Origin of the sequence: Serratia marcescens, from assembly GCF_029846115.1 — a bacterium.
Classification (GTDB): Bacteria; Pseudomonadota; Gammaproteobacteria; order Enterobacterales; family Enterobacteriaceae; genus Serratia; species Serratia marcescens_L.
Genome location: NZ_JARVZZ010000001.1, coordinates 4,969,407 through 4,990,229 on the forward strand (window position 1 = coordinate 4,969,407; position 20,823 = coordinate 4,990,229).

Consider the following 20,823-nt stretch of genomic DNA (forward strand, 5'->3'; position numbering starts at 1 on the left):
GGCGGCCGGCCTTATTGTTCGTAGCGGAAGCGGAACTTCTCTTGTTCGCTGGCGGCACGCGCCAGGATCCACTGCCGGAAGGCGGCTATTTTACCCAGTTCTGCCTGGCTGTCATGACATACCAGATAAAAAGCGTTTTTACTGACCAGCACATCGTTGAACGGGCACACCAGGCGACCGGCTTCAATCTCGGTTTGCGCCATCACGTTGTTCACCAGCGCCACGCCCTGGCCGTGCACCGCTGCCTGCACCACCATGGCGCTGTGGCTGAAAATCGGCCCCTGTTGCACGTTGATGTGCTGCAACCCCAATTGGCGCGTATAGGCCAGCCAGTCGCGGCGTGAAACGTCATGCAGCAGCGTATGATAAGCCAGATCCTCGGCGGTTTTCAGCGGATGATCGCCGGTCAGCAGGCTCGGCGAACACACCGGCAGCAGATATTCCGCATACAGGCGCTCGGCGCGCAGCCCCGGCCAGTTGCCGCGGCCGTAGAAAATCGCCACGTCGACGTCGTCCGCCAGCTTGTCCTCTTCGCGGTCCACCGCCTGGATGCGCACGTCGATCCCCGGATAAGCTGAGTTAAAGCCGGACAGGCGCGGCACCAGCCACTGAATGGCGAAGCTCGGCGGCAGGCTGACGGTCAATGCCCCCTTGGCGCTGCGCGCCTGCAGCTTGCGTGTCGCTTCGTTGATCGAAGAGAAGATCTCCTTGATATCGAGGTAATAACTTTGGCCTTCTTCGGTCAGCAGCAGCGAGCGATTGCGCCGGCGAAACAGCTTCAGCCCGAGGAAGTCCTCCAGCGACTTGATCTGGTGGCTCACCGCGGCCTGGGTCACGAACAGCTCTTCCGCCGCCTTGGTGAAACTCAGGTGGCGAGCGGCCGCATCGAACACGCGCAGCGCATTGAGAGGAGGTAAGCGTTTAGACATTAAATTAGCTACTTTTGTGTAACATTAATCCGAATGATTCGGCGCCGAAAATCGGGCGGCTTTGTGTGGCAAGCCATCGGTAAGCGCTAACGGCGTATTGCCATTAGTTTTTTTAATCCGAGCCATTATAATTTGTCCGTTGAGGATGCGCCAGCAAATACCTATAGTGGCGGCACTTCCCGGGCCGGAACGAAAAGGGAGTGGGTGTCGAGGACGCCGATGAACTTTTGGCTTGTGGTTGTGATGTTGTGTTTGCAAATTGTCCGGCGATTCCGGACATGGTAGCTAGGCTACTGTTTTTTCACTTCCTGTACATTTACCCTGTCTGTCCATAGTGATTTTATGCAGCACCGCAAAACTTGCGGTGCTTTTTTTTGCCTGACGGTTACTGGTTGCTTTCAACCATCTCTTTCACATCGGCGCGGTTGATCTGCTGCTCGACGCCATTGGCGTCTTTATAGCTGATCATGCCGGTATCGTTGTCCACTTTAGGCTTGCCGTCAGCGACAATGGTGCGTCCGTCATTGGTATGCATCACGTAGTTGCTGGAACAGGCGGCCAGGGTGAACGTAAGCATCAGGGCAGAGAGAACTGCGGCTGTTTTCTTCATTGAGGACTCCTTTTTAGTTTTAAATGCTGATAAATACCTTTTATGTGTATAGATGCGATTAATAAGCGCACATTTAATAGCATAACAAACTTTCCCAATTTTGCCAGGCGATAAGTCCTAATAGGCGGGATCGCTTGTCTCCGGCGGCAAAATAGGACAGGATCACCCATCGACTCAAGCCAGTGACAATCAGGGTATGACGCCTTTTAACCCCAGCCTTTTTCGCCAACAGTTTCCCGCGCTCGCGCAGGACGGTATCTATCTGGACAGCGCCGCCACCGCGCTGAAACCGCAGGCGGTGATCGACGCCACGCAACAATTTTATCGCGATGACGCCGCCACTGTGCACCGCAGCCAGCATCGGGCGGCGCAGGATCTGACCGCCCGTTTCGAACGGGCGCGCGGCCAGGTGGCGCAGTTAATCAATGCGCCGTCGGCCGACGACATCGTCTGGACGCGCGGCACCACCGAGGCGATCAACCTGGTGGCGCAGAGCTACCTGCGTCCGCGTCTGCAGCCGGGCGATGAAATTCTGGTGAGCGAAGCGGAACACCACGCCAACCTGATCCCCTGGCTGATGGTGGCGGAGCAAACCGGCGCGCGGGTGGTGAAACTGCCGATCGGCGCCAATCGGTTGCCGGATTTGACACAGCTGCCCGCCCTGCTCAACGACAAAACCCGCCTGTTGGCGCTGGGGCAAATGTCCAACGTCACCGGCGGCTGCCCGGATCTGGCGCCAGCGATCGCGATGGCCCATGCCGCCGGCGCACGCGTGATGATCGACGGCGCACAGGGCGTGGTTCACGGCCCGGCCGACGTCCAGCAGCTCGACATCGACTTCTACGCCTTCTCCGGCCACAAGCTGTATGGCCCGACCGGCATCGGCGCGCTGTACGGCAAAGCCGAGCTGCTGGCGCAGATGGCACCCTGGCAAGGCGGCGGCAAGATGCTGACCCAGGCGTCGTTCGACGGTTTTACCCCGCAAAAACCGCCGCACTGCTTCGAAGCCGGCACGCCGAACATCGCCGGCGTGCTGGGCTTGGCCGCGGCGCTCACCTGGCTCAGCGAGCAGGACATGGCGGCGGCAGAGCGCTACAGCCGCGAGCTGGCGGACCAGGCGGAGCAGCGGTTGGCGCAGCTGCCGGGCTTTCGCAGCTTCCGCAGCTCCGGCTCCAGCCTGCTGGCGTTCGATATCGCCGGCGTACACCACAGCGACATCGTCACGCTGCTGGCGGAGCAAGGCATTGCGCTACGCGCCGGCCAGCACTGCGCGCAGCCGCTGATGGCGGCGTTAGGCGTCAGCGGTACGCTGCGCGCGTCGTTCGCCCCCTACAATACGCAACAGGACGTCGATACGCTGGTCAGCGCGTTGACTCACGCCCTCGATCTGCTGGCCGATTGACTTGATTCCCGGAGACACTATGCTCGCCCCCCATCCTTTCGGCCGAGAGATCACCGCCGAAGCGTTGATCGCCACCTTCAGCGCGCTGAAACAGTGGGAAGACCGCTACCGCCAGCTGATCATGCTCGCGAAACGGCTGCCGCCGCTGCCGGAGGCTTTGCGCAGTGAAGAAATGGCGTTGAGCGGGTGTGAAAACCGCGTCTGGTTGGGGCACCAATTGCTGGAAGACGGCACGCTGCACTTCTATGGCGACAGCGAAGGCCGCATCGTACGCGGCCTGTTGGCAGTGCTGCTGACCGAAGTGGAAGGGAAAACGCCGCAGCAGATCGCCGCATTGGATCCGCTGGCGCTGTTCGACCGCCTGGCATTGCGCGCGCAGCTGAGCGCCACCCGCGCCAGCGGCCTGGCGGCGTTGGCCGCCGCCGTAAAGGCGATCGCCGCCCGTTACGCCTGACGCGCCGCCTTCGCCACCATCTTTTTCAGCGCGTGCGACACGGCGACGAAGCCGAAGGTCGCGGTGACCATGGTCGCCGCGCCGAACCCCGCGCTGCAATCCATTCTTTTCGGCCCTTCCGCCGTGCTGCGTGAAGCGCACACCGAACCGTCCGGCTGCGGGTAAACCAGCGGCTCGCTGGAGAAGACGCAGTCGATACCCAGCTTGCCCTTGCCGTTTTTCACCACGTTGAAATCGTGCTTCAGCCGCTCGCGCAGCTTGGCGGCCAGCGGATCCTGGATGGTTTTCGCCAGATCGGCCACTTCAATCTTGGTCGGGTCAATCTGCCCGCCGGCGCCGCCGGTGGTCACCACCGGGATCTTGAAGCGGCGGCAGTATGACAACAACGCCGCCTTCGGCCGCACGCTGTCGATCGCGTCGATGACGTAGCTGAAGTTCTGGTCCAGCAGCTCGGCGACGTTGTCCGGGGTGAGGAAATCGTCGATGCAGGTCACCCGGCATTCCGGGTTGATCGCCAGGATACGCTCCGCCATTACCTCGGTTTTCGATTGCCCGACATGCTGACGCAACGCGTGGATCTGGCGGTTGGTATTGGTGACGCAGACATCATCCATGTCGATCAGGGTGATGGCGCCGATGCCGGTGCGTGCCAGTGCCTCAGCCGCCCAGGAACCCACGCCGCCGATGCCGATCACGCAGACGTGCGCCTGCGCGAACACCGCCAGCGCCTGCTGGCCGTACAACCGCGCCGTGCCGCCGAAACGCTGCAGATAGGCTTCCGAATAAGCTGTGCTCATAACGCTTTAATTACCTTCGTAATGCAAATGATAAGGGCCGGAAAATCCGGCCCTTGCGGGTCACTCTTTCACGCCGTATGCGTTTAGCGGGTGGCCAGCAACGAACCGCCGCCGTTTGACTGATTGGCGCTGAACAACTGGCCACCGCCGTTGTTCTTCAGCACCCAGACGCGGCCATAGTGGTTGTAATACCCCGCCGAGTGGCCGGCTTCCGGCCCGATGCCCTGATACATGTCAAAATGCTGGCCCTTGATGGCGCCGCCCACGTCGAGCGCGACCATCAGGCGCATCTCGTATTTTCCCGTGAATTTACCCTTGTTGTCCAGCAGCGGCACTTCGGCCAGCAGCGTGGTGCCCGCCGGGATCAGCGAACGGTCGGAGGCCACCGAGGCTTTGGCGATCAGCGGCACCGCGCTGGCGCCCTTCACCGGCGCAAAAGCTTCAGGGCGGAAGAACACGAACGACGGATTCTGCTCCAGCAGCTCACGCACCTCTGCGGCGCTGTGGGTATCCGCCCACTGACGGATCGCCTGCATCGACATGTCCGCCTTGGCCACTTCGCCGCGATCGATCAGCACCTTGCCGATGCTGCGATAGGCGTGACCGTTCTTGCCGCCGTAGCCGAAGAACACCAGCGGCTGGCCGTTGCCGTAGTCGACATAGCCACTGCCCTGGACTTCCATCATGAAGTTGTCCATCAGCGAGTTGGTGTAAGCGATAATATAGCGATCGTCGAGCGCGCCGGAATAGATGCCCGCGCGATCCGGCAAGCGGCCTCTGCCCTTCGGCGGCATGCGGTACAGCGGATAGCGGAACTCGCCCTGTTGGGTATAGCGCGCCTGCACCACCGGCGTGTAGTAGCCGGTAAACTGCACGTTGCCGAAATTGTCGACGCCTTCCATCTGGTAAGCGCTGAGGCCGTACTGACTCAGCATGCGCGTGTCGGCGCCGGACGCCATCCAGCTTTGCACCGCCTGATAGGTACCGTTGTTGCGGTTAAACAGCGAAGGCGACGCGTACTTGATCTCCATCAGCTGATCCGAGTAATCCTTGGCGTTGACCGGCGAACCTTTGGCGTTGGGCTGATTGACCAGCTCCAGCGATTCATCCAGACGGCCGTCTTTATATTGCTGACCCCGATCGGTCGGCTTGGACGAACAGCCCGCCAACACCGCCACCATCAACCCGCCCAGCAGGTATTTGCCCCAACGTCCTTTCATCGCGCACACTCTCAAACTGATATGATCTACCGGCTGAACGATAACAAACGCTCATTGATAAAGGAATCGCTGCAAATAAAAAAAGCCGCACGGAGGATGGTGATGAAAAAGAAGGCAAATTGCGGGCAAATCCAGCAGAAAAACGGGTTTAGGCCAATAAAATGCAAAAAGGGTTTGCAACAAAACGCACGGAGAGTATAGTGCGCATCCATCGGACGCGGGGTGGAGCAGCCTGGTAGCTCGTCGGGCTCATAACCCGAAGGTCGTCGGTTCAAATCCGGCCCCCGCAACCAACCGATGCCGCATTGGCGGTATTTGCGTTTGGCTTCGATAACAAAGTATTATACGGACGCGGGGTGGAGCAGCCTGGTAGCTCGTCGGGCTCATAACCCGAAGGTCGTCGGTTCAAATCCGGCCCCCGCAACCAACCGAATGTCGTACCAGCGGCATAACGTGAAACGGTGGTTTCGTAGTAATACAGCATCAAGACGGACGCGGGGTGGAGCAGCCTGGTAGCTCGTCGGGCTCATAACCCGAAGGTCGTCGGTTCAAATCCGGCCTCCGCAACCAACTCTTGATGAAAACAGACAAGCACCCTGACGGGTGTTTTTTTGTATCTGCAATCCGCAAAAATAGCCGGACTCGCGCCCGGCCCTGCTTCTATCGGCTCGCCAGCGCGCCGCCGTTGGCGAAATAAGCCTTGATGCCCGCCAGAATCGACTCCGCCACCTGCTGCTGGAAATGGCTGGTGCGCAGCTTGCGCTCCTCTTCGATATTGCTGATAAACGCCGTCTCCACCAGGATCGACGGGATATCCGGCGCCTTCAACACCGCAAAACCGGCCTGATCGACGCGATTCTTGTGCAACCGGTTGATTTTCCCCATCCGATTCAACACTTCCTTGCCGAACTTCAGGCTGTCGTTGATGGTCGCTGTCTGGATCAGATCGAACATGGTGTGGTCGAGATAACGGTCGCCGCTCTTGCTGACGCCGCCGATTTGGTCCGAGGCGTTCTGCGTCTGCGCCAGGAACTTGGCCGCCGAGCTGGTGGCGCCCTTGGTGGACAGCGCGAACACCGATGAACCGCGCGCTGCGCGGCTGGTAAAGGCGTCGGCGTGAATCGAAACGAACAAATCCGCGCGCTGCTTGCGCGCCTTGGCGACACGCACTTTGAGCGGGATAAACACGTCTTCGTTGCGCGTCATGAATACTTTCATGTTCGGCTCGCGCTTAATCATGGCGCTCAGCTTGCGGGCAATCTGCAATACGATGTCTTTCTCGCGCGTCTTGTACTTGCCGATCGCGCCGGGATCTTCACCACCGTGGCCAGGATCCAGCATGATGACGATCGGCCGATCGCGCCCCGCTTTGCCGGCCTGCGGCGCTTCCGGCGGCAGCGTGCGCTCCAGATCGCCCTTGTTGTAATCTTCCAGTAACGCCAGTAGTGGATCATACTCCTCGCCGCTGCCGCCGCCCTTGGTCGGGTAGAGATCCATCACCAGACGGTTGCGATACTCCGGCACCGGCGCCAACGTGAAAATATGCGGGCTGACGCTCTGCTTGAGCTCCAGCACCAGCCTCACGGTATTCTGATCGAACTGGCCGACGCGCGCCTGCTTGAGATACGGATCGTCGGCGCGCACCTGCCCGGCGATGCCTTTCAGCACGCTGTTGAGGTGGACGCCTTCGATATCCACCACCACGCGATCGGGATTAGTCAGGGCGAACTGTTTGTATTTCAGTTCGACGTTGGATTCCAGCGTGACGCGGGTATAGGTGGAGGACGGCCAGACGCGCACGGCGATCACGTGCGATGACGCAGCGAAGCCCGTGCGACTCACACTCAGCAACCAGCTGGCGGCAACCCCCTGTAATAAACGACGGCGGCCCAGATTGTGATTAGAGTTTGGCATGCGGCTCCGGCAGTAATAGCTGTTTACAACAGATGAAAAAAACACCAATGAAATGGGGATGCCGAAAACTTTAACCAATCATTCCAGCCCTGTCATCAGAAAATCTTTTTATGGTTTTTCAATTTATTAACGATTTAGCACCCTTAGCGCACTTCTCATGACGATTTCTTGCTTGCCATCGGCACAATAAAAGAATAAAAATACAAAAATACCGTATAAATATGCAAAAGAGGTTTGTCGTGAAGGAACGTAGTACAGAGCTGGTGCAAGGATTCCGTCACTCAGTCCCCTATATCAATGCCCACCGCGGCAAGACGTTTGTCATCATGCTCGGCGGGGAAGCCATCGAACACGAGAATTTCTCCAACATCGTCAACGATATCGGGCTGCTGCATAGTCTGGGCATTCGCCTGGTGGTGGTTTACGGCGCACGGCCGCAGATCGACGCCAATCTGGCGCAGCATAACTATGAGCCGATCTATCATAAGCACACCCGTGTGACCGACGCCCATACGCTCGAACTGGTCAAGCAGGCCGCCGGTTTGCTGCAGCTTGACATCACCGCCCGGCTGTCGATGAGTCTCAACAACACGCCGCTGCAGGGTGCGCACATTAACGTGGTCAGCGGCAACTTCATCATCGCGCAACCGCTGGGCATCGATGACGGCATCGACTATTGCCACAGCGGCCGCATTCGCCGCATCGATGAAGACGCGATCCATCGCCAGCTCGACAGCAACGCCATCGTGCTGATCGGCCCGGTCGCGGTTTCGGTCACCGGTGAGAGCTTCAACCTGACTTCGGAAGAAGTGGCTACCCAGTTGGCGATCAAGCTGAAAGCGGAAAAAATGATCGGTTTCTGCTCCTCGCAAGGCGTGACCGACTCGGAAGGCAACATCCTTTCCGAGCTGTTCCCCAACGACGCGCAAAAGCGCCTTGAAGAGCTCGAGGAAGGCGGCGACTACCATTCCGGCACCGTGCGCTTCCTGCGCGGCGCGGTGAAAGGCTGCCGCAGCGGCGTGCGCCGCAGCCACCTGATCAGCTACCAGGAGGACGGCGCGCTGGTGCAGGAGTTGTTCTCGCGCGACGGCATCGGCACCCAAATCGTGATGGAAAGCGCCGAGCAGGTGCGCCGGGCAACGATCAACGACATCGGCGGCATCCTGGAACTGATCCGGCCGCTCGAACAGCAGGGTATTCTGGTGCGCCGTTCGCGTGAACAGCTGGAGATGGAAATCGACAAGTTCACCATTATCGAACGCGACAACCTGACCATCGCCTGCGCGGCGCTGTACCCGTTCTTAGAGGAAAAAATCGGTGAGATGGCCTGTGTCGCAGTGCATCCCGATTACCGCAGCTCATCACGCGGCGAAATGCTGCTGCAACGGGTGGAAAATCAGGCGCGGCAGATGGGGCTGAAGAAGCTGTTCGTGCTGACCACCCGCAGCATCCACTGGTTCCAGGAGCGCGGATTCACCCCGGCGGAAGTCGACGTGCTGCCGATGCAAAAGCAGGCGCTGTACAACTACCAGCGCCGTTCCAAAATCCTGCTGGCCGATCTGTAATCCCCGCGGCGCGGCCGTTGCCGCGCCCCTTCAACGCTTATTCCGTCGCCTGCAGCCGTTCAGCCAATCCGCTGCGACGCTGGGTCGGCATGCGAATGGCCCGCAGCAACACCGCCTCCGTGGCATACAGCGAGAGCTGCTTACGCGCGCGAGTGATCGCGGTATAGACCAGCTCACGCGTCAGCACCGGCAGGAAGTGATTCGGCAACACCAGGACCGTATGGTCAAACTCCGATCCCTGAGATTTGTGCACCGTCATGGCATAGGCGGTTTCATGTGCCGGCAAACGGCTCGGCTGCACCGACTTGATGCTGCCGTCCGGCAGTTGGAAATGCACGCGCAGATCGCCGTGCTCATCCGGCAGCGTGATGCCGATATCCCCATTGAACAGCCCCAGCGCGCTGTCGTTGCGGCCGATCATCACCGGCCGCCCCCGGTACCAGCGGCCGAGCACGCCCGGTTTGCGGTCGATCAGACCGGCACGCTGCAGCCCGAGCTCAATACGATCATTCAGGCCGGCGACGCCGAACGGCCCTTCACGCAGCGCGCACAACACTTGAAAACGGCCAAAGGCCGCCAGCACCGCCGCCGCGTCCGCGCCTTCGGCGGTCAGCCGCAAATAATCGCGATAGCCCGCTACGCAGGCATCCAACAGCGCCTGATACTCTTCGCTCGTCGCCAGCGCATAGCCCGCGACATCGTCGAAACTGCCGTTTAATGCCGCCAGCGCGCGATCCCCCGCACCGGCGTTGACCGCCAACGCCAGCTGACCGATGCCGGAACGGGTATCGAAACGGTAGCTCTTGCGCAGCAGACACAGGCTGTCGCGCACCGCCGCTTCCGCGTCGGCCTGCCGCCCTGCGAGCGAACAGCCGGTCAGGCGGCTCAGCTCTGCGGCACGCGCGTCGCTGTATCCCTGCTCGGCAAAGCGGCAAATATCCCCCAGCACCGCGCCGGCCTCCACCGAGGCCAACTGATCGCGGTCGCCGAGGAAAATCACCCGCGCCCGATCGGGCAGCGCGGCAATCAGGCGCGCCATCATCGGCAGATCGACCATCGAGGCCTCATCCACCACCAGCACATCCAAATGCAGCCGGTTGCCACGGTGATAGCGCATGCGCTGACTGTTCGGTTGCGCCCCCAACAGACGGTGCAACGTCGCCGCCTCCGTCGGGAATAGCGCCTGCTGCGCCGGGGTCAGGGTCAACTGACGGCTGGCGCTGCCAAGCGACTCCGTCAGGCGCGCCGCCGCCTTGCCGGTTGGTGCAGCCAGCTGAATGCGCAAGCGCGCGCCTTCATCCAGCTGCACCAGCGCCGCCAACAGCTTGGCGACGGTGGTAGTTTTACCGGTGCCAGGCCCGCCGGAAATGACCGCGATACGCCGCGTAGCGGCCACTGCGGCGGCGATCTTCTGCCAATCGGGTTCGTCGCTCGCCGCGCCGAACAAGCGGTCGAGAATGGTGCGCAGCTCAGCCTCCGGCACCGCCAGCGACTCGCCTTCGCCGCCGATAAACGCCGCCACTTCACCTTCGTTTTGCCACATGCGCTGCAGATACAAGCGCTGCCCGCGCAGCACCAGCGGCGTCGCGCCGCTGCCGTCCCCGACCGCCGCGCTGGCCGCCAAACGCTGCTGCCAACGCGCGCTATCCGGTCGCCCGGCCGCCTCCCACACCGCCAGCGCCAACGCCGGCTGGCGCCCTTCAAACAGCGTGTCCGCCTGCAGCTGTTCCAGCATCAGGCAGACGTGACCGGCCCCCGCCTCTGCGCTCAAGCAGGCGGCGGCCAGCAAAATATCGGGCTCGTCTTCATTCGCCACCACGCGGGCGAACTGCACGTCCAGCGGGCGCAGCACGCCAAGCGCCACCGCCTGCTCCAGCAGTGCGATCATAATCCTTCCTCCGTCGCCGCAGCTTCGCCGCTGAACAAGCGATCCATCCCCTCCACCAGCTCAAACTCGGGGAGGCAGGTGAAAATGCCATTGCCCGGGTGCGCCGCATCCACGCCGCGCAGGAACAGATAAATCACCCCGCCAAAATGGCGCCGGTAATCGTAATCCGGCAACCGATGACGCAGATAACGATGCAGCGCCAGCGTATACAGCTGATATTGCAGATCGTAACGATGCTCCGCCATCGCCTGCTCCATCGCCGGCCGGGTATAGGCGCTGCTGTCTTCCCCCAGCCAGTTGGACTTGTAGTCCAGCAGGTAGTATTTGCCCTGCCAGCAGAACACCAGGTCGATAAAGCCTTTCAGCATGCCCTGCACCTGATAGAAATCCAGCGCCGGGCAGCGTGCGGAAAGCGGATCGTAACGCTTCACCAGGGCATCGAGCTCCTTCGCCTGCAACAGCCGGTTGATCGGCAAATAAAACTGCAGCTCGGCCTGCTTGTGCTGCGGCCTCAGCGCCGCCAGCGTCACGCCGCTGTCGTCGAGCGGCGTATTGAACAGCACCTGCATCCACGCCAGCAAAATCGGCTGCCAATGCTCGGCGAAGCCTTGCTGTTGCAGCTGTTCCATCAGCCACTGTTCGTCCAACGGCTGAGTGAAATCTAATGTTTCGAACAGGCTGTGCAAGAAGGTGCCGGGCGTTGCGCCGCGCGGGAAGGTATGCGGTGTGAGCGCTGGCTCACTCTCCTCACCCCGCTCGCCCGCGGCGTCGACATCCAGACGCGGCAGCAGATCCTGCATCAGGCTCGCGCCGTGCTGTTGCAAACCGGTATAGCTGGTCACCCGCCAAAAATCCTGGATCCGCCGGGTAAAACGTTTCGCCTCCAGCGCTTCGGTCAGCGACGCCTGGGGTTGCCAGGGTGCTTCATCCGGCGGTTCCACCAGCGACAGCGCGATGCCGCCGCCCGCCAATTGCTGCAGGCGCTCCTGCAGATACACGGCGTCGCCGGCCTGCCCGCTCTGCACCAGATAGCCTAATGCGCTGCGGTGCAGATCGGTATCGCCCTGTTTCTTGCGCGTGCCCTGGAACAGCGGCGCGATGCCGATGCTGCAGTGGTACACCGAGCGGGTCAGCGCCACATACAGCAGACGCAGGTCTTCCGCCAACCGCTCTTCCTCCGCCCAGGCCTGGCTCTCTTCATTGGCGTCGAGATCCAGCAACGCCTGGAAACTGTGGCGATCGTGATATAGCGCCTGCTGCTGCTGGCGGAAGTTGCCGACGAACGGCAGCCACACCAGATCGAACTCCAGCCCCTTGGATTTGTGAATCGTGATCACCTGCACCAGATGCCGGTCGCTCTCCAGCCGCAGCTGCTGATTATCGGACTGGCGATTAGGCTGGGCGATCTGCTGTGCCAGCCAGCGCACCAGCGCATGCTCGCTGTCGAGCTGCGCCGCCGCCTCTTGCAACAGCTCGCCCAGATGCAGCACGTCGGTCAAGCGGCGCTCGCCACCGGCGCTGGCCAGCAGGTTCTCCGCCAGTTGGCGTGCTTTCATCACCTCGCTCAGCATCGGCAGCACGCCGCGGCGCAGCCAGAGCGTGCGGTAATCATCGAATTCGTTAACCAGCGCGTCCCAGGCACGCTCATCGCGACTCAGACCGTCCAGCGTCGGCGCGTCCAGCCCCATCAGCCCGGTGGCCATGGCGCTGCGCAGCGTGCGCTCCTGCTCCGGCGCCAACACCGCCTGCAATAGCCACAGCAGGTCTTTGGCCTCCGGGGTATCGAACACGCTGTCGCGGTTGGACAGGTAGACCGACGGAATGGACAGCGCGCTCAGCGCATCGCGTACCAACGCCGCCTCATTGCGGCTGCGCACCAGCACTGTAATATCGGAGGCTTGCACCGGCCGTGGCTCCTTGCCGCCCTGCAGCCACGCCTGGCCCTGCTGCCCGGCGCTGAGCCAGTCGCGAATTTGCGTAGCGCACAGGCGCGCCATCAGCTGTTGGTAATCACTTACACCGGCGCCTTCCCCCTGCTGCAGCCAGAACTGCATCGCCGGTTGCGGCTTGCCGTGCAGGTCAAACGCCAGCCCTTGGTTCTTTTCCGCCGCGCTGACCTCGATAAAGGGGATTTGGCCGAACAGGAAAGGCTTTTCTACCTGAGAAAACAGGTGATTGACGCTGGCGACCATCGACGGCGACGAACGCCAGTTAGTCTCCAGCGTATAGTGGGCGCTCACCTCTGAACGCGCCCGCATGTAGGTAAAAATGTCGGCGCCGCGAAAGGCGTAAATCGCCTGCTTGGGATCGCCGATCAGCAGCAGGCCGCAATCGGGCCGGCCGACGTAAAGCTTTTGGAAAATACGGTATTGCTGCGGATCGGTATCCTGGAATTCATCGATCATCGCCACCGGGTAACGCTGGCGGATCGCCTGCGCCAGCTGTTCGCCGCCGCCGCTTTGCAGGGCGCCGTCCAGCCGGCTGAGCAGGTCGTCAAACCCCAGCTCGGCGCGCTGGCGCTTTTCCTGCTGAATGGAAGTGCGAATCTCGCTGAGCGCGCGCGCCATGATCAGGTCACGCAGCGTCAACGGCTCATCGAACAGCTTGTCGATCGCCGTGAACAGCACATGCCGCGGCGGCTCGCCTTTCTTGGTCTTCTCCAGCAGCACCGACTGGCGAAATTTATCCAGTTCCTTCGGCAGTTGGTAGTCCTGAGTTTCCTGCCCGCTCCATTCGCCGACCTTGTTCAGCCAGTTCGGCAGGTGTTTGCTGCTGTAACTGCGCTTATCGACGCCGGACTGGGCGATCAGCGCCTCCAGATCGCCCGCCGCCGCGCGCCATTGCGCCTTGATGGCGTCGATGCGCGCGACGATCTGCTCGTGGCGCATCAGGACGGTTTCTTCCTCTTTCGGCGGCCGACGCAGCGCCGGCGCTTCACCGTGCAGATAGCCGGAGAGATCGGCCAGCAACGCTTCCGGGCCGCTCCACTCCTGGCTGACCGCACGCGCCACGCCCAGCGGCAACGGATAGCAGTGGCGACGCCAGAAATCCGCACAGGCCTGCCGCCGCAGCGGCAGTTCGTCCTGCACCAGCGTTTGTTCAAACAGCATGCCGGACTCAAAGGCGTTGTGCGTCAGCATTCGTTGGCAAAAGCCATGAATGGTGTAGATCGCCGCTTCGTCCATCTGCCGCTCCGCCGCCAGCAGCTGCGAGGCGGCGTCGGTCAAATCGTCAATTTCAGCCATCAGCGCCGAAAATAGCGGGTTGACGCTGACGCCCCGCACGCAGGCGATGCGCAACCCGTGGATATTGTCGCGGATACGCCCGCGCAGCTCCTCGGTGGCGGCCTCGGTAAAGGTCACCACCAGGATTTCTTCAACCGTCAGCGGGCGGGGAAACGCCGCTTCACCGCCCAACCCCAGCAGCAAGCGCAGGTACAGCGCGCCGATGGTAAAGGTTTTGCCGGTGCCCGCCGACGCCTCGATCAGGCGTTCGCCGAACAGCGGCAGCGTCAGCGGCTCCAGCCTCTGCGGGGCAGTTTCCGTCATGGCGTCGCCACTTTGCGCGGCAGAATCTGCTGCAATGCAGACGCGTTCGGATAGGTGACCCAGTCCTTAGGCGCCGCGTAATCCGCCTTATCTTGCCCGCTGCCGCTCACCTGCGACAACACCGCCAGCCCCTGTGGCTGGATCACCGCCTGGTGGAAATAATCCGCCAGTTTGGCCGGCGTCAGCTGTTGCACCTGCGCGATCAGCTTCTGACGAGTATCGAAGGCGAAATTGCCGCGATCGAAATCGTTGGCGAACCGGCTGGCCTCTTCGCTCAGGGTTTGCGGCCGCTGCTTCAGCTCATTGATGAGCGCCTGCTTGTACTGTTCAAAGTCCGCTTCGCTCATGTCGCGCAAGCGTTTCTCGGTTTTCGGGTAGAAATCCTGATAGCGCTGGTACAGGTAGGCCGGCTGTTTGCTGTTGCTCTGCAACAGGAAGCCCACGCCCCACTGGCGCCCCACCGACATCGGGAAGGCAAAGACCGCATACCCCAATTGCTCTTGAGTGCGCAGCTGGCTATAGAACCACGGCTGAATAATCTGCCCCAGCAGCGAGCTGTAGGCCATGCCGGTCACTTCGTCGTAGCCGGTCGGCACATAGACCGCCGCCAGCGCCGAATCGGTGCTGCTGCCCACCTGTTGCAGGTTGGCCAGCTGATTCTTGTCCACCACCACGTCTTCGCCGTGCCACCATTCGATGCCGGTACAGCCCAGGCGATGTTTCAGCGTCGACGCCAGCGTGTCTACCTGCTGCTTGCTCATGTTGCCCACCACCAGCAGCTCCGGCGTGGCCTCGGCCAGCAGGCTGTCGCGATAGGCCAGCACGTCTTTCAGCGTCAACGTTTTCAGCACTTCGCGGCGCTCGCTGCGTTCGGAATACGGCACGCGAGAAACCATCTGCACCGGCTGAATGGCCAGCTCAAACGCCTTGCCCTTCTCGGCGGCGTCCAGCTGCTCCAGATACCAGGATTTGGCCTGCGCGAGCTGATCTTCCGTCGGCGTGAAGCTGGAATAGCCCTCGATCAGCGCCGTCAGCAACTGCGGCAAACGCTGGGTAAAACCGTTGGCGTTAAACATCAGGCCGTTGTTCGGCGAGGTCGAGAAGCTCAGCCCGCCGACCGATGCCTGATAGCTCAGTTGATCCAGCGCGAGGCCGGCCAGATAATCCGTCAGCGAGAACAGCACCTGGTTACGCGCGGAATCCATGGTCTTGGCGTTGCGGAAAGCGACGGTGACGTCGGCCTTCGGCTCGTCGGCGAAGTAACGGCTCGGCATGTACAGCACACGCAAGCCGGGTTTATCCACCACCATTTCCGGCTTTTTGAACTCGTGAGACGGCTTGGTCAGGGTAAAGTCATCCGGGATGTACGGGTTGAGCGCCGGCAATGACAGGGAAATGCCGCTGCCCATCTGCTGCCACTGCGTAAAGCGCTGTGGCGTGATTTTGTCGACCTGGTAAGGCGCATTGACGAAATAGGCCGTCTTGTTATGCGGCTCATCGGGGCTGACGAACCAGATGCGCGCGTTTTGCGGCGTCATGGCATCCAGACGTTCGGCGATCGCCTTGGGATCATAACGGTCGGCCAGGTAAGGCGCGTCCAGCGCATGCTCAACCGGCACGCGCAGCATAGTGTCCACCAGCCATTCGATGTAGTCCATGTCGCGCGTGATCGACGGATAACGGAAATCCAGGTTCAGAACATGCGAGATTTCATCGAAGTAGCTCTGCTTGATGCCTTCGCTGCGCAGCATTTTCAGGTAGTTGAAAATGGCGGCGACGACCTCATCGCGCTGGGCCAGGCCTTTGTCGGTCAGGGAGACGCTGATGGCGAAGACGCCGCCGTTGCGATCGACCATCGGATCGGCGCCGGCATTGATGGCGTCCGCCAGCCCCTGCTTCTGCAGCCAGTCAGACAGGGTGTTCTTGCTGCGGTTGCCGATCAGGTAGCTGATGTAGGTATCGGTTTTGCTGCGAAACGCGGCGCTGTTGTTATCGATGCGGAACTCGACCTTCAGCTGCTTGCGCGGCTGTGCCGGCACATAGTGAATGATGATGCCCTGCTGTTCCGGCGTCACGGCCGGCACGGTGATAGGCGGCACGCTGGCGTCGTGATTCGGCACGCGGCCAAAGGTTTTCGCCGCAATGTCAGCCAGCTTCGGCAGCGGCTGATTGCCGTACAAAACGCCCATCATCAGGTTGGCGGAGTAGTAACGCTTATAGAAGCCGGTCAACTCATCGTGCAGCTTGCTGTCCGGCTTGTCTTTCAGCGTATCGAGATTGCCGCCGGAGAAGCGCGCGCTCGGGTGCGCCGGGTTAAGGGTTTCCGCGCCGACCTGCGCCATACGCATGCCGTCGCGCGAACGCGCCATCGTCAATTCGGCGTTCACCGCGTTGCGCTCACGATCGGCATTGCCCGGATCCAGCAGCGGCTCGGCAATGGCGTCGGCCATGCGATCGACCGCCGGCTCCAGCGCGTCATTTTCCACTTCCAGATAAAAGGCGGTGCGATAAGAGGCCGTGCTGGCGTTGTGGCTGCCGCCGTGCTTTTTCAGGAATTCGGACAAGTTTTCCGGCTCTGGATAGCGTTTGGAGCCCATCAGCACCATATGTTCCAGATAGTGCGCCAGCCCAAGTTGGCTGTTCGGATCTTCGAGCGACCCGACCGGCAATGCCAGCGCCGCCAGCGATTTCGGTGCCTGGGCATCGGACACCAGCAACACCGTCATGCCGTTAGCCAACTTGATCGCTTCATACTGACGCGGGTCGTGTTCGCTCTTGTTGATCTTCTCCGCCAGCGGTTGCCATCCTTGCGCGGCCCAACTCAACGGTGCCCAACACATAGCCAATAATACCAGCCCTACGATACGGGCCAACTGTCTGCGCATATCCAAAATAAACCCCTATTCTGACGTCGCTACGCCCACTCCCTGACGTTGGCGACGTGCATCAAAACCACATAACCAAATCGGTACTCGCCGGGTTCTTCGCCAATGTGGCGGCCAGAAACACGGCGGGTATATGCCTGTACGTTATGTAAGACCGGGAATTACCCCAATGGTTGAATATAACCTTCGTTATTTTTACCACCTCCCGCCGCACAGCACCACCGGGGGATTGTTACCCCAGGTTATGCCGCGCCACCGGCAGCAGATAACGCTCTGTTTCGGCCAGTATTTGCGCTAAGTATTCATTATCCATTTGGCGGAACACTCGCTGCACGTAGGGATCTTCCCCTTCTCCGGGAATGCGCTGATCGCCCTGCCAGGCCTGCAGCAATTTGGCGCGTGCCTTAATTTGCGCGTCTTCCTCCCAGTCGATTTGCTGCGTTTCCGGCAGATAACACTGACTTAGCCACGCCCAGCCGCTCTTGTTCAGCAACAGCAGCGGCTGACTCAGACCACGCTGATAGCCCGCCAGCAGTTCCGCCAGCTGCGCCTGTGCCTCTTCTGGCGCCAGCGCGGCAAAGCGCCAGGCGGAGTTCTTGCGGCCATACATGCGGCTCTCGCCGGTGCCGCCGGCGCAGCAGTACACCAGGTGCTCCAGCCACAGCAATATGCCGTCCACCGCCGACAGCGTAGCGGGCCGCCAGCGCAGCAGGCCGTCATCCTGCACCTGATGCAGCCAGCCGCTGAGGCGCACGCCGGCGATATCGATATCCAGCTCCAGGCTATGGCTCTCTGCGCGCTCTGCACGCACCTGCTCGGCCAGTTCGCTCATCTCTTCCTGCTGCTTTTGCCAATAGATTTCGCCGAAGGCGCCATAGGGCAAGCCGCCGGCGGCGCGCACCCGCTGGAACAGCCGTTCGGGATCGTCGCCGTCGATCAGCGTATTCAGCAGTTGGCTGTTGAACTGGTAGCGGCTGAGGTTATCCAGCGTGAAGGGTTCTTCGTCCGGCAGCTCGGTCTCTTCCAGGATAAAACTGACGCCCAGCCGCAGTTGGAAAAACGCACGGATCGGATGGCGGTAAAACCGCAGCAGCTCATCCAACGATATTTGCTGCAGCGCTTCGGCAGGCAGCGGCTGGTTGAACGCCGGATGCGCCGCACCGCGCCCATCGGCGGCGGGCAGCCACTCGGCGGCATAGCTTTGCGCCTCCGAGCCCGGCAAGAAATTCTCGGCGGCGAACGGCATGCGCGCGTGCCACTTCAGCAAGTGCTCACCAACCCGCCGAGCGCTGTCGTCTGCACTGAGTTCCTCATCTCCCGGCAGACAATAGCTTTGCTCCAGGTACTCCAGCAGCTCGGTAACCAGCACCGAAGGGTAGCGCGGGCTGTTGTCCTGAATGGAACGGCCGATGAAGCTGATATACAGCCGCTGCTGAGCGGACAAAATCGCTTCCAGGAACAGATAGCGGTCGTCATCGCGACGGCTACGGTCGCCGCGTTTGACCTGCTGCGCCATCAGATCGAAACCCAGCGGCGGCAGCGTGCGCGGATACACGCCGTCGTTCATGCCCAGCAGGCACACTACCTTGAACGGAATGGAACGCATCGGCATCAGCGTACAGAAGTTGATTTGCCCGGCGAGGAAGCGCTGACTGATGCGCTCCTGATCGAGGCGCGCCGCCAGATCGTCACGCAGAATGGTCAACGGCACCTCATCAGGATAGCGCGCCGCCAGGCCAAAATTGATGGCCTGTTGCCACTGCTGTTCGATCAGCGCCAGCACGACTTCGGTGTCGCTGTCCGCAGCGAAGAAGGCATCCAGCAGTTGCCGGCACAGCGGCAGCCACGCCTCGAGCGGGCGCGCTTCGCTCAAGATTTGCCGCCAGTGACTGAGCTGCGCCAGCAGATCCGCCAACTGCCCCGCCAACTCGGCGACCAATCCGCTCGATTCGTCATAAGGTAAAATGCCCTGCCAATCGCCGGCACTGCTGTCCATCGCGTAGCCGAGCAGCATGCGCGTAATGCCGAAGCGCCAGGTATGCTGGCCGGTGGCGGGCAGATCCAGTTCGCGCACGTTATCGTCGTCCAGGCCCCAGCGCACGCCGGATTCACCGACCCAATGACGCAGCAGGCGCAGCCCCTCTTCGCCAATGGCGAAACGGGCGGCCAGGGCCGGCACCTCCAGCAGCGCCAGCACCTGTTCCGAAGTAAAGCGGCTTTGCGGCAGATCGAGCAGTGAAATGAACGCCTGCAGCGCCGGATGCGCCTGGCGCGCTTTACGGTCTGAAATGGCGAACGGCAGGTAGCGCTCGGCGGGGGCATTGCCGAACACCGCCTGAATGTAAGGCGTGTAGCTGTCGATATCCGCCACCATCACGATGATGTCGCGCGGCGTCAACGACGGATCCTGCGCCAGCATGCTCAGCAGTTGATCGTGCAAAACCTCCACTTCCCGCTGCGGGCTGTGGCAGGCATGCAGGCTGAGGGAGCGGTCGTTCTCATCAAGCGGACGTTTGCTGAAGCTGGTTTCCAGCGTTTCCGCGGTAATACCGATTACCGCATGGTCTTCCAGCTCCAGCATATCGCGCTGAACGGCGTGCAGCATGGTATCAGCCGGGATATCGACAAAGGCGTCGACCTCTTGCGCCCCTTCCATCTGCGACAGCAGATAGAGGTGATCGCGCCCCAGCTTGCCCCAGGAGGCCAGCAGCGGGTTGCTGAGCTGCTGCTGCCCTTCGGCGTCAAACAGGCGCGCCGCTTCATCCGGCTCGCGGAACAGCCCCTGCTCACGAGCCTGGTGGTAGTGACGGCGTTTGCGGCTCTGCAAGCGGGCCAGGAAAGCGTAATCCTGAATGTCGCCCCAGTAATAACGACAGGGGTTGGTGAACATCAGGTGGATATCGATATGCCGCCCCAACGCCTGCAGCGCCTCCAAATAGACCGGCGGCAACGCCGAGATGCCGCAGATAAACACCCGCGGCGGCAAACCGGGCGGGCACGTTTTTGCCTGCTCCAGCGCGTGGATAAAGCGGCTGTACAGATTGGCGCGGTGCCATTCCGGCTGCCCCAGTTCGCGCGTGTACTCCACCAATCGCGCCCAAAGCGGCGCCTGCCATTGCTGAGCCTCCGCCAGACCGTCGATACGCTCACCGCGCTGCCAGCTCTCCAGCCACTGCGGGCGATAAACCAAATACTGGTCGAACAGGTCGGCGACCCGGCCGGCCAACTGGTGAATCTTGCGCTTGTCGCCGTCATCAGTCAGATAGTGCTGCAGCGGCGCAAACGCCGGCTGGGTCAGCATCTCCGGCAGCAACCACATCAGCTTCCAGGTCATGGCGTCCTTGCTGAAGGCGCTCTCTTTCGGGATATCCGGCAACACCCGGGTGAACATGTCCCAAATAAAGGTCGCCGGCAGCGGAAACGCGACATTGGCGGCGATGCCGAACTGCTCCGCCAGCTGCATCTGCAGCCATTGCGCCATGCCGGGGCTTTGCACCAGCACCACTTCCGGTTGAAAAGGATCGGCCAACGGATCTCTGGCTATCAGCGCGCTGGTCAGCGTTTTCAACAAATCCAGCTGATTGGAATGATAAACCGTGAACATCAAGGCT

Annotated in this window: 12 protein-coding genes and 3 tRNA genes; 6 read left to right on the forward strand and 9 right to left on the reverse strand. The window is 61.3% G+C overall.

Features of this window, described 5'->3' with window-relative positions:
- Positions 1 to 11: 11 nt before the first annotated feature.
- Together QDT79_RS23735 and QDT79_RS23740 are read right to left on the reverse strand one after the other, a co-directional pair.
- Positions 12 to 929 carry a transcriptional regulator GcvA gene (locus QDT79_RS23735; RefSeq protein ID WP_025304049.1) on the reverse strand — a complete coding sequence of 306 codons (918 nt, stop codon included), beginning with the start codon at positions 927 to 929 and terminating at the stop codon, positions 12 to 14.
- A gap of 385 nt (positions 930 to 1,314) precedes the next feature.
- The gene (locus QDT79_RS23740) at positions 1,315 to 1,539 is read right to left on the reverse strand and encodes a YgdI/YgdR family lipoprotein (RefSeq protein ID WP_025304050.1); all 225 of its coding nucleotides are present in this window, start codon (positions 1,537 to 1,539) and stop codon (positions 1,315 to 1,317) included.
- A gap of 196 nt (positions 1,540 to 1,735) precedes the next feature.
- Here QDT79_RS23740 and csdA point away from each other — a divergent pair, with 196 nt between their 5' ends.
- On the forward strand, positions 1,736 to 2,941 hold the full coding sequence (gene csdA, locus QDT79_RS23745) for a cysteine desulfurase CsdA (RefSeq protein WP_107227901.1): 1,206 nt from the start codon (positions 1,736 to 1,738) through the stop codon (positions 2,939 to 2,941).
- Between the two features lie 19 nt (positions 2,942 to 2,960).
- A complete protein-coding gene (csdE, locus tag QDT79_RS23750; protein ID WP_063990751.1) occupies positions 2,961 to 3,395 on the forward strand; it encodes a cysteine desulfurase sulfur acceptor subunit CsdE in 435 nt (144 codons plus the stop codon).
- Here the strand turns inward: csdE and tcdA are convergent.
- Both tcdA and mltA read right to left on the reverse strand, forming a co-directional pair.
- Positions 3,386 to 4,192 carry a tRNA cyclic N6-threonylcarbamoyladenosine(37) synthase TcdA gene (tcdA, locus tag QDT79_RS23755; RefSeq protein ID WP_063990750.1) on the reverse strand — a complete coding sequence of 269 codons (807 nt, stop codon included), beginning with the start codon at positions 4,190 to 4,192 and terminating at the stop codon, positions 3,386 to 3,388. The two genes, csdE and tcdA, sit on opposite strands and share 10 nt — an antisense overlap.
- A gap of 83 nt (positions 4,193 to 4,275) precedes the next feature.
- Positions 4,276 to 5,412, reverse strand: coding sequence for a murein transglycosylase A (gene mltA / locus QDT79_RS23760; protein WP_308317146.1), 1,137 nt, complete (start codon positions 5,410 to 5,412; stop codon positions 4,276 to 4,278).
- A 216-nt stretch (positions 5,413 to 5,628) separates the two neighbouring features.
- Here mltA and QDT79_RS23765 point away from each other — a divergent pair.
- From QDT79_RS23765 to QDT79_RS23775, 3 genes are all read left to right on the forward strand, one after another.
- A tRNA-Met gene (locus QDT79_RS23765) sits at positions 5,629 to 5,705 on the forward strand.
- A 57-nt stretch (positions 5,706 to 5,762) separates the two neighbouring features.
- A tRNA-Met gene (locus QDT79_RS23770) sits at positions 5,763 to 5,839 on the forward strand.
- 66 nt (positions 5,840 to 5,905) lie between these two features.
- Positions 5,906 to 5,982 (forward strand) — tRNA-Met (locus tag QDT79_RS23775).
- Positions 5,983 to 6,072: 90 nt separating this feature from the next.
- Here the strand turns inward: QDT79_RS23775 and amiC are convergent.
- Positions 6,073 to 7,326, reverse strand: a complete 1,254-nt coding sequence (gene amiC, locus QDT79_RS23780) for an N-acetylmuramoyl-L-alanine amidase AmiC (RefSeq protein ID WP_107227903.1) — start codon at positions 7,324 to 7,326, stop codon at positions 6,073 to 6,075.
- A gap of 221 nt (positions 7,327 to 7,547) precedes the next feature.
- Between amiC and argA the strand changes: the two genes are divergently transcribed.
- Positions 7,548 to 8,891, forward strand: coding sequence for an amino-acid N-acetyltransferase (gene argA / locus QDT79_RS23785; RefSeq protein ID WP_175089959.1), 1,344 nt, complete (start codon positions 7,548 to 7,550; stop codon positions 8,889 to 8,891).
- A 37-nt stretch (positions 8,892 to 8,928) separates the two neighbouring features.
- On the opposite strand, the gene recD is transcribed toward argA, so the two are convergent.
- From recD to recC, 4 genes are all read right to left on the reverse strand, one after another.
- Positions 8,929 to 10,779, reverse strand: coding sequence for an exodeoxyribonuclease V subunit alpha (recD, locus tag QDT79_RS23790; protein WP_308317147.1), 1,851 nt, complete (start codon positions 10,777 to 10,779; stop codon positions 8,929 to 8,931).
- Complete coding sequence (gene recB, locus QDT79_RS23795; protein WP_308317148.1) at positions 10,776 to 14,327, reverse strand: exodeoxyribonuclease V subunit beta; 3,552 nt, start codon at positions 14,325 to 14,327, stop codon at positions 10,776 to 10,778. Before recB ends, recD begins: the two co-directional genes overlap by 4 nt.
- Positions 14,324 to 17,212, reverse strand: coding sequence for a pitrilysin (ptrA, locus tag QDT79_RS23800; RefSeq protein ID WP_063990786.1), 2,889 nt, complete (start codon positions 17,210 to 17,212; stop codon positions 14,324 to 14,326). Before ptrA ends, recB begins: the two co-directional genes overlap by 4 nt.
- Positions 17,213 to 17,444: 232 nt before the next feature.
- On the reverse strand, positions 17,445 to 20,816 hold the full coding sequence (gene recC / locus QDT79_RS23805; protein ID WP_308317149.1) for an exodeoxyribonuclease V subunit gamma: 3,372 nt from the start codon (positions 20,814 to 20,816) through the stop codon (positions 17,445 to 17,447).
- Between the last annotated feature and the right edge of the window lie 7 nt (positions 20,817 to 20,823).

Excerpts from the sequence above, each read along its gene's own strand:
- recC (WP_308317149.1), bottom strand. The coding sequence starts at position 20,816 with ATGTTCACGGTTTATCATTCCAATCAGCTGGATTTGTTGAAAACGCTG.
- csdE (WP_063990751.1), top strand. The coding sequence starts at position 2,961 with ATGCTCGCCCCCCATCCTTTCGGCCGAGAGATCACCGCCGAAGCGTTG.
- tcdA (WP_063990750.1), bottom strand. The coding sequence starts at position 4,192 with ATGAGCACAGCTTATTCGGAAGCCTATCTGCAGCGTTTCGGCGGCACG.
- mltA (WP_308317146.1), bottom strand. The coding sequence starts at position 5,412 with ATGAAAGGACGTTGGGGCAAATACCTGCTGGGCGGGTTGATGGTGGCG.
- QDT79_RS23735 (WP_025304049.1), bottom strand. The coding sequence starts at position 929 with ATGTCTAAACGCTTACCTCCTCTCAATGCGCTGCGCGTGTTCGATGCG.
- ptrA (WP_063990786.1), bottom strand. The coding sequence starts at position 17,212 with ATGCGCAGACAGTTGGCCCGTATCGTAGGGCTGGTATTATTGGCTATG.
- csdA (WP_107227901.1), top strand. The coding sequence starts at position 1,736 with ATGACGCCTTTTAACCCCAGCCTTTTTCGCCAACAGTTTCCCGCGCTC.
- amiC (WP_107227903.1), bottom strand. The coding sequence starts at position 7,326 with ATGCCAAACTCTAATCACAATCTGGGCCGCCGTCGTTTATTACAGGGG.
- recD (WP_308317147.1), bottom strand. The coding sequence starts at position 10,779 with ATGATCGCACTGCTGGAGCAGGCGGTGGCGCTTGGCGTGCTGCGCCCG.
- QDT79_RS23740 (WP_025304050.1), bottom strand. The coding sequence starts at position 1,539 with ATGAAGAAAACAGCCGCAGTTCTCTCTGCCCTGATGCTTACGTTCACC.
- argA (WP_175089959.1), top strand. The coding sequence starts at position 7,548 with ATGCAAAAGAGGTTTGTCGTGAAGGAACGTAGTACAGAGCTGGTGCAA.
- recB (WP_308317148.1), bottom strand. The coding sequence starts at position 14,327 with ATGACGGAAACTGCCCCGCAGAGGCTGGAGCCGCTGACGCTGCCGCTG.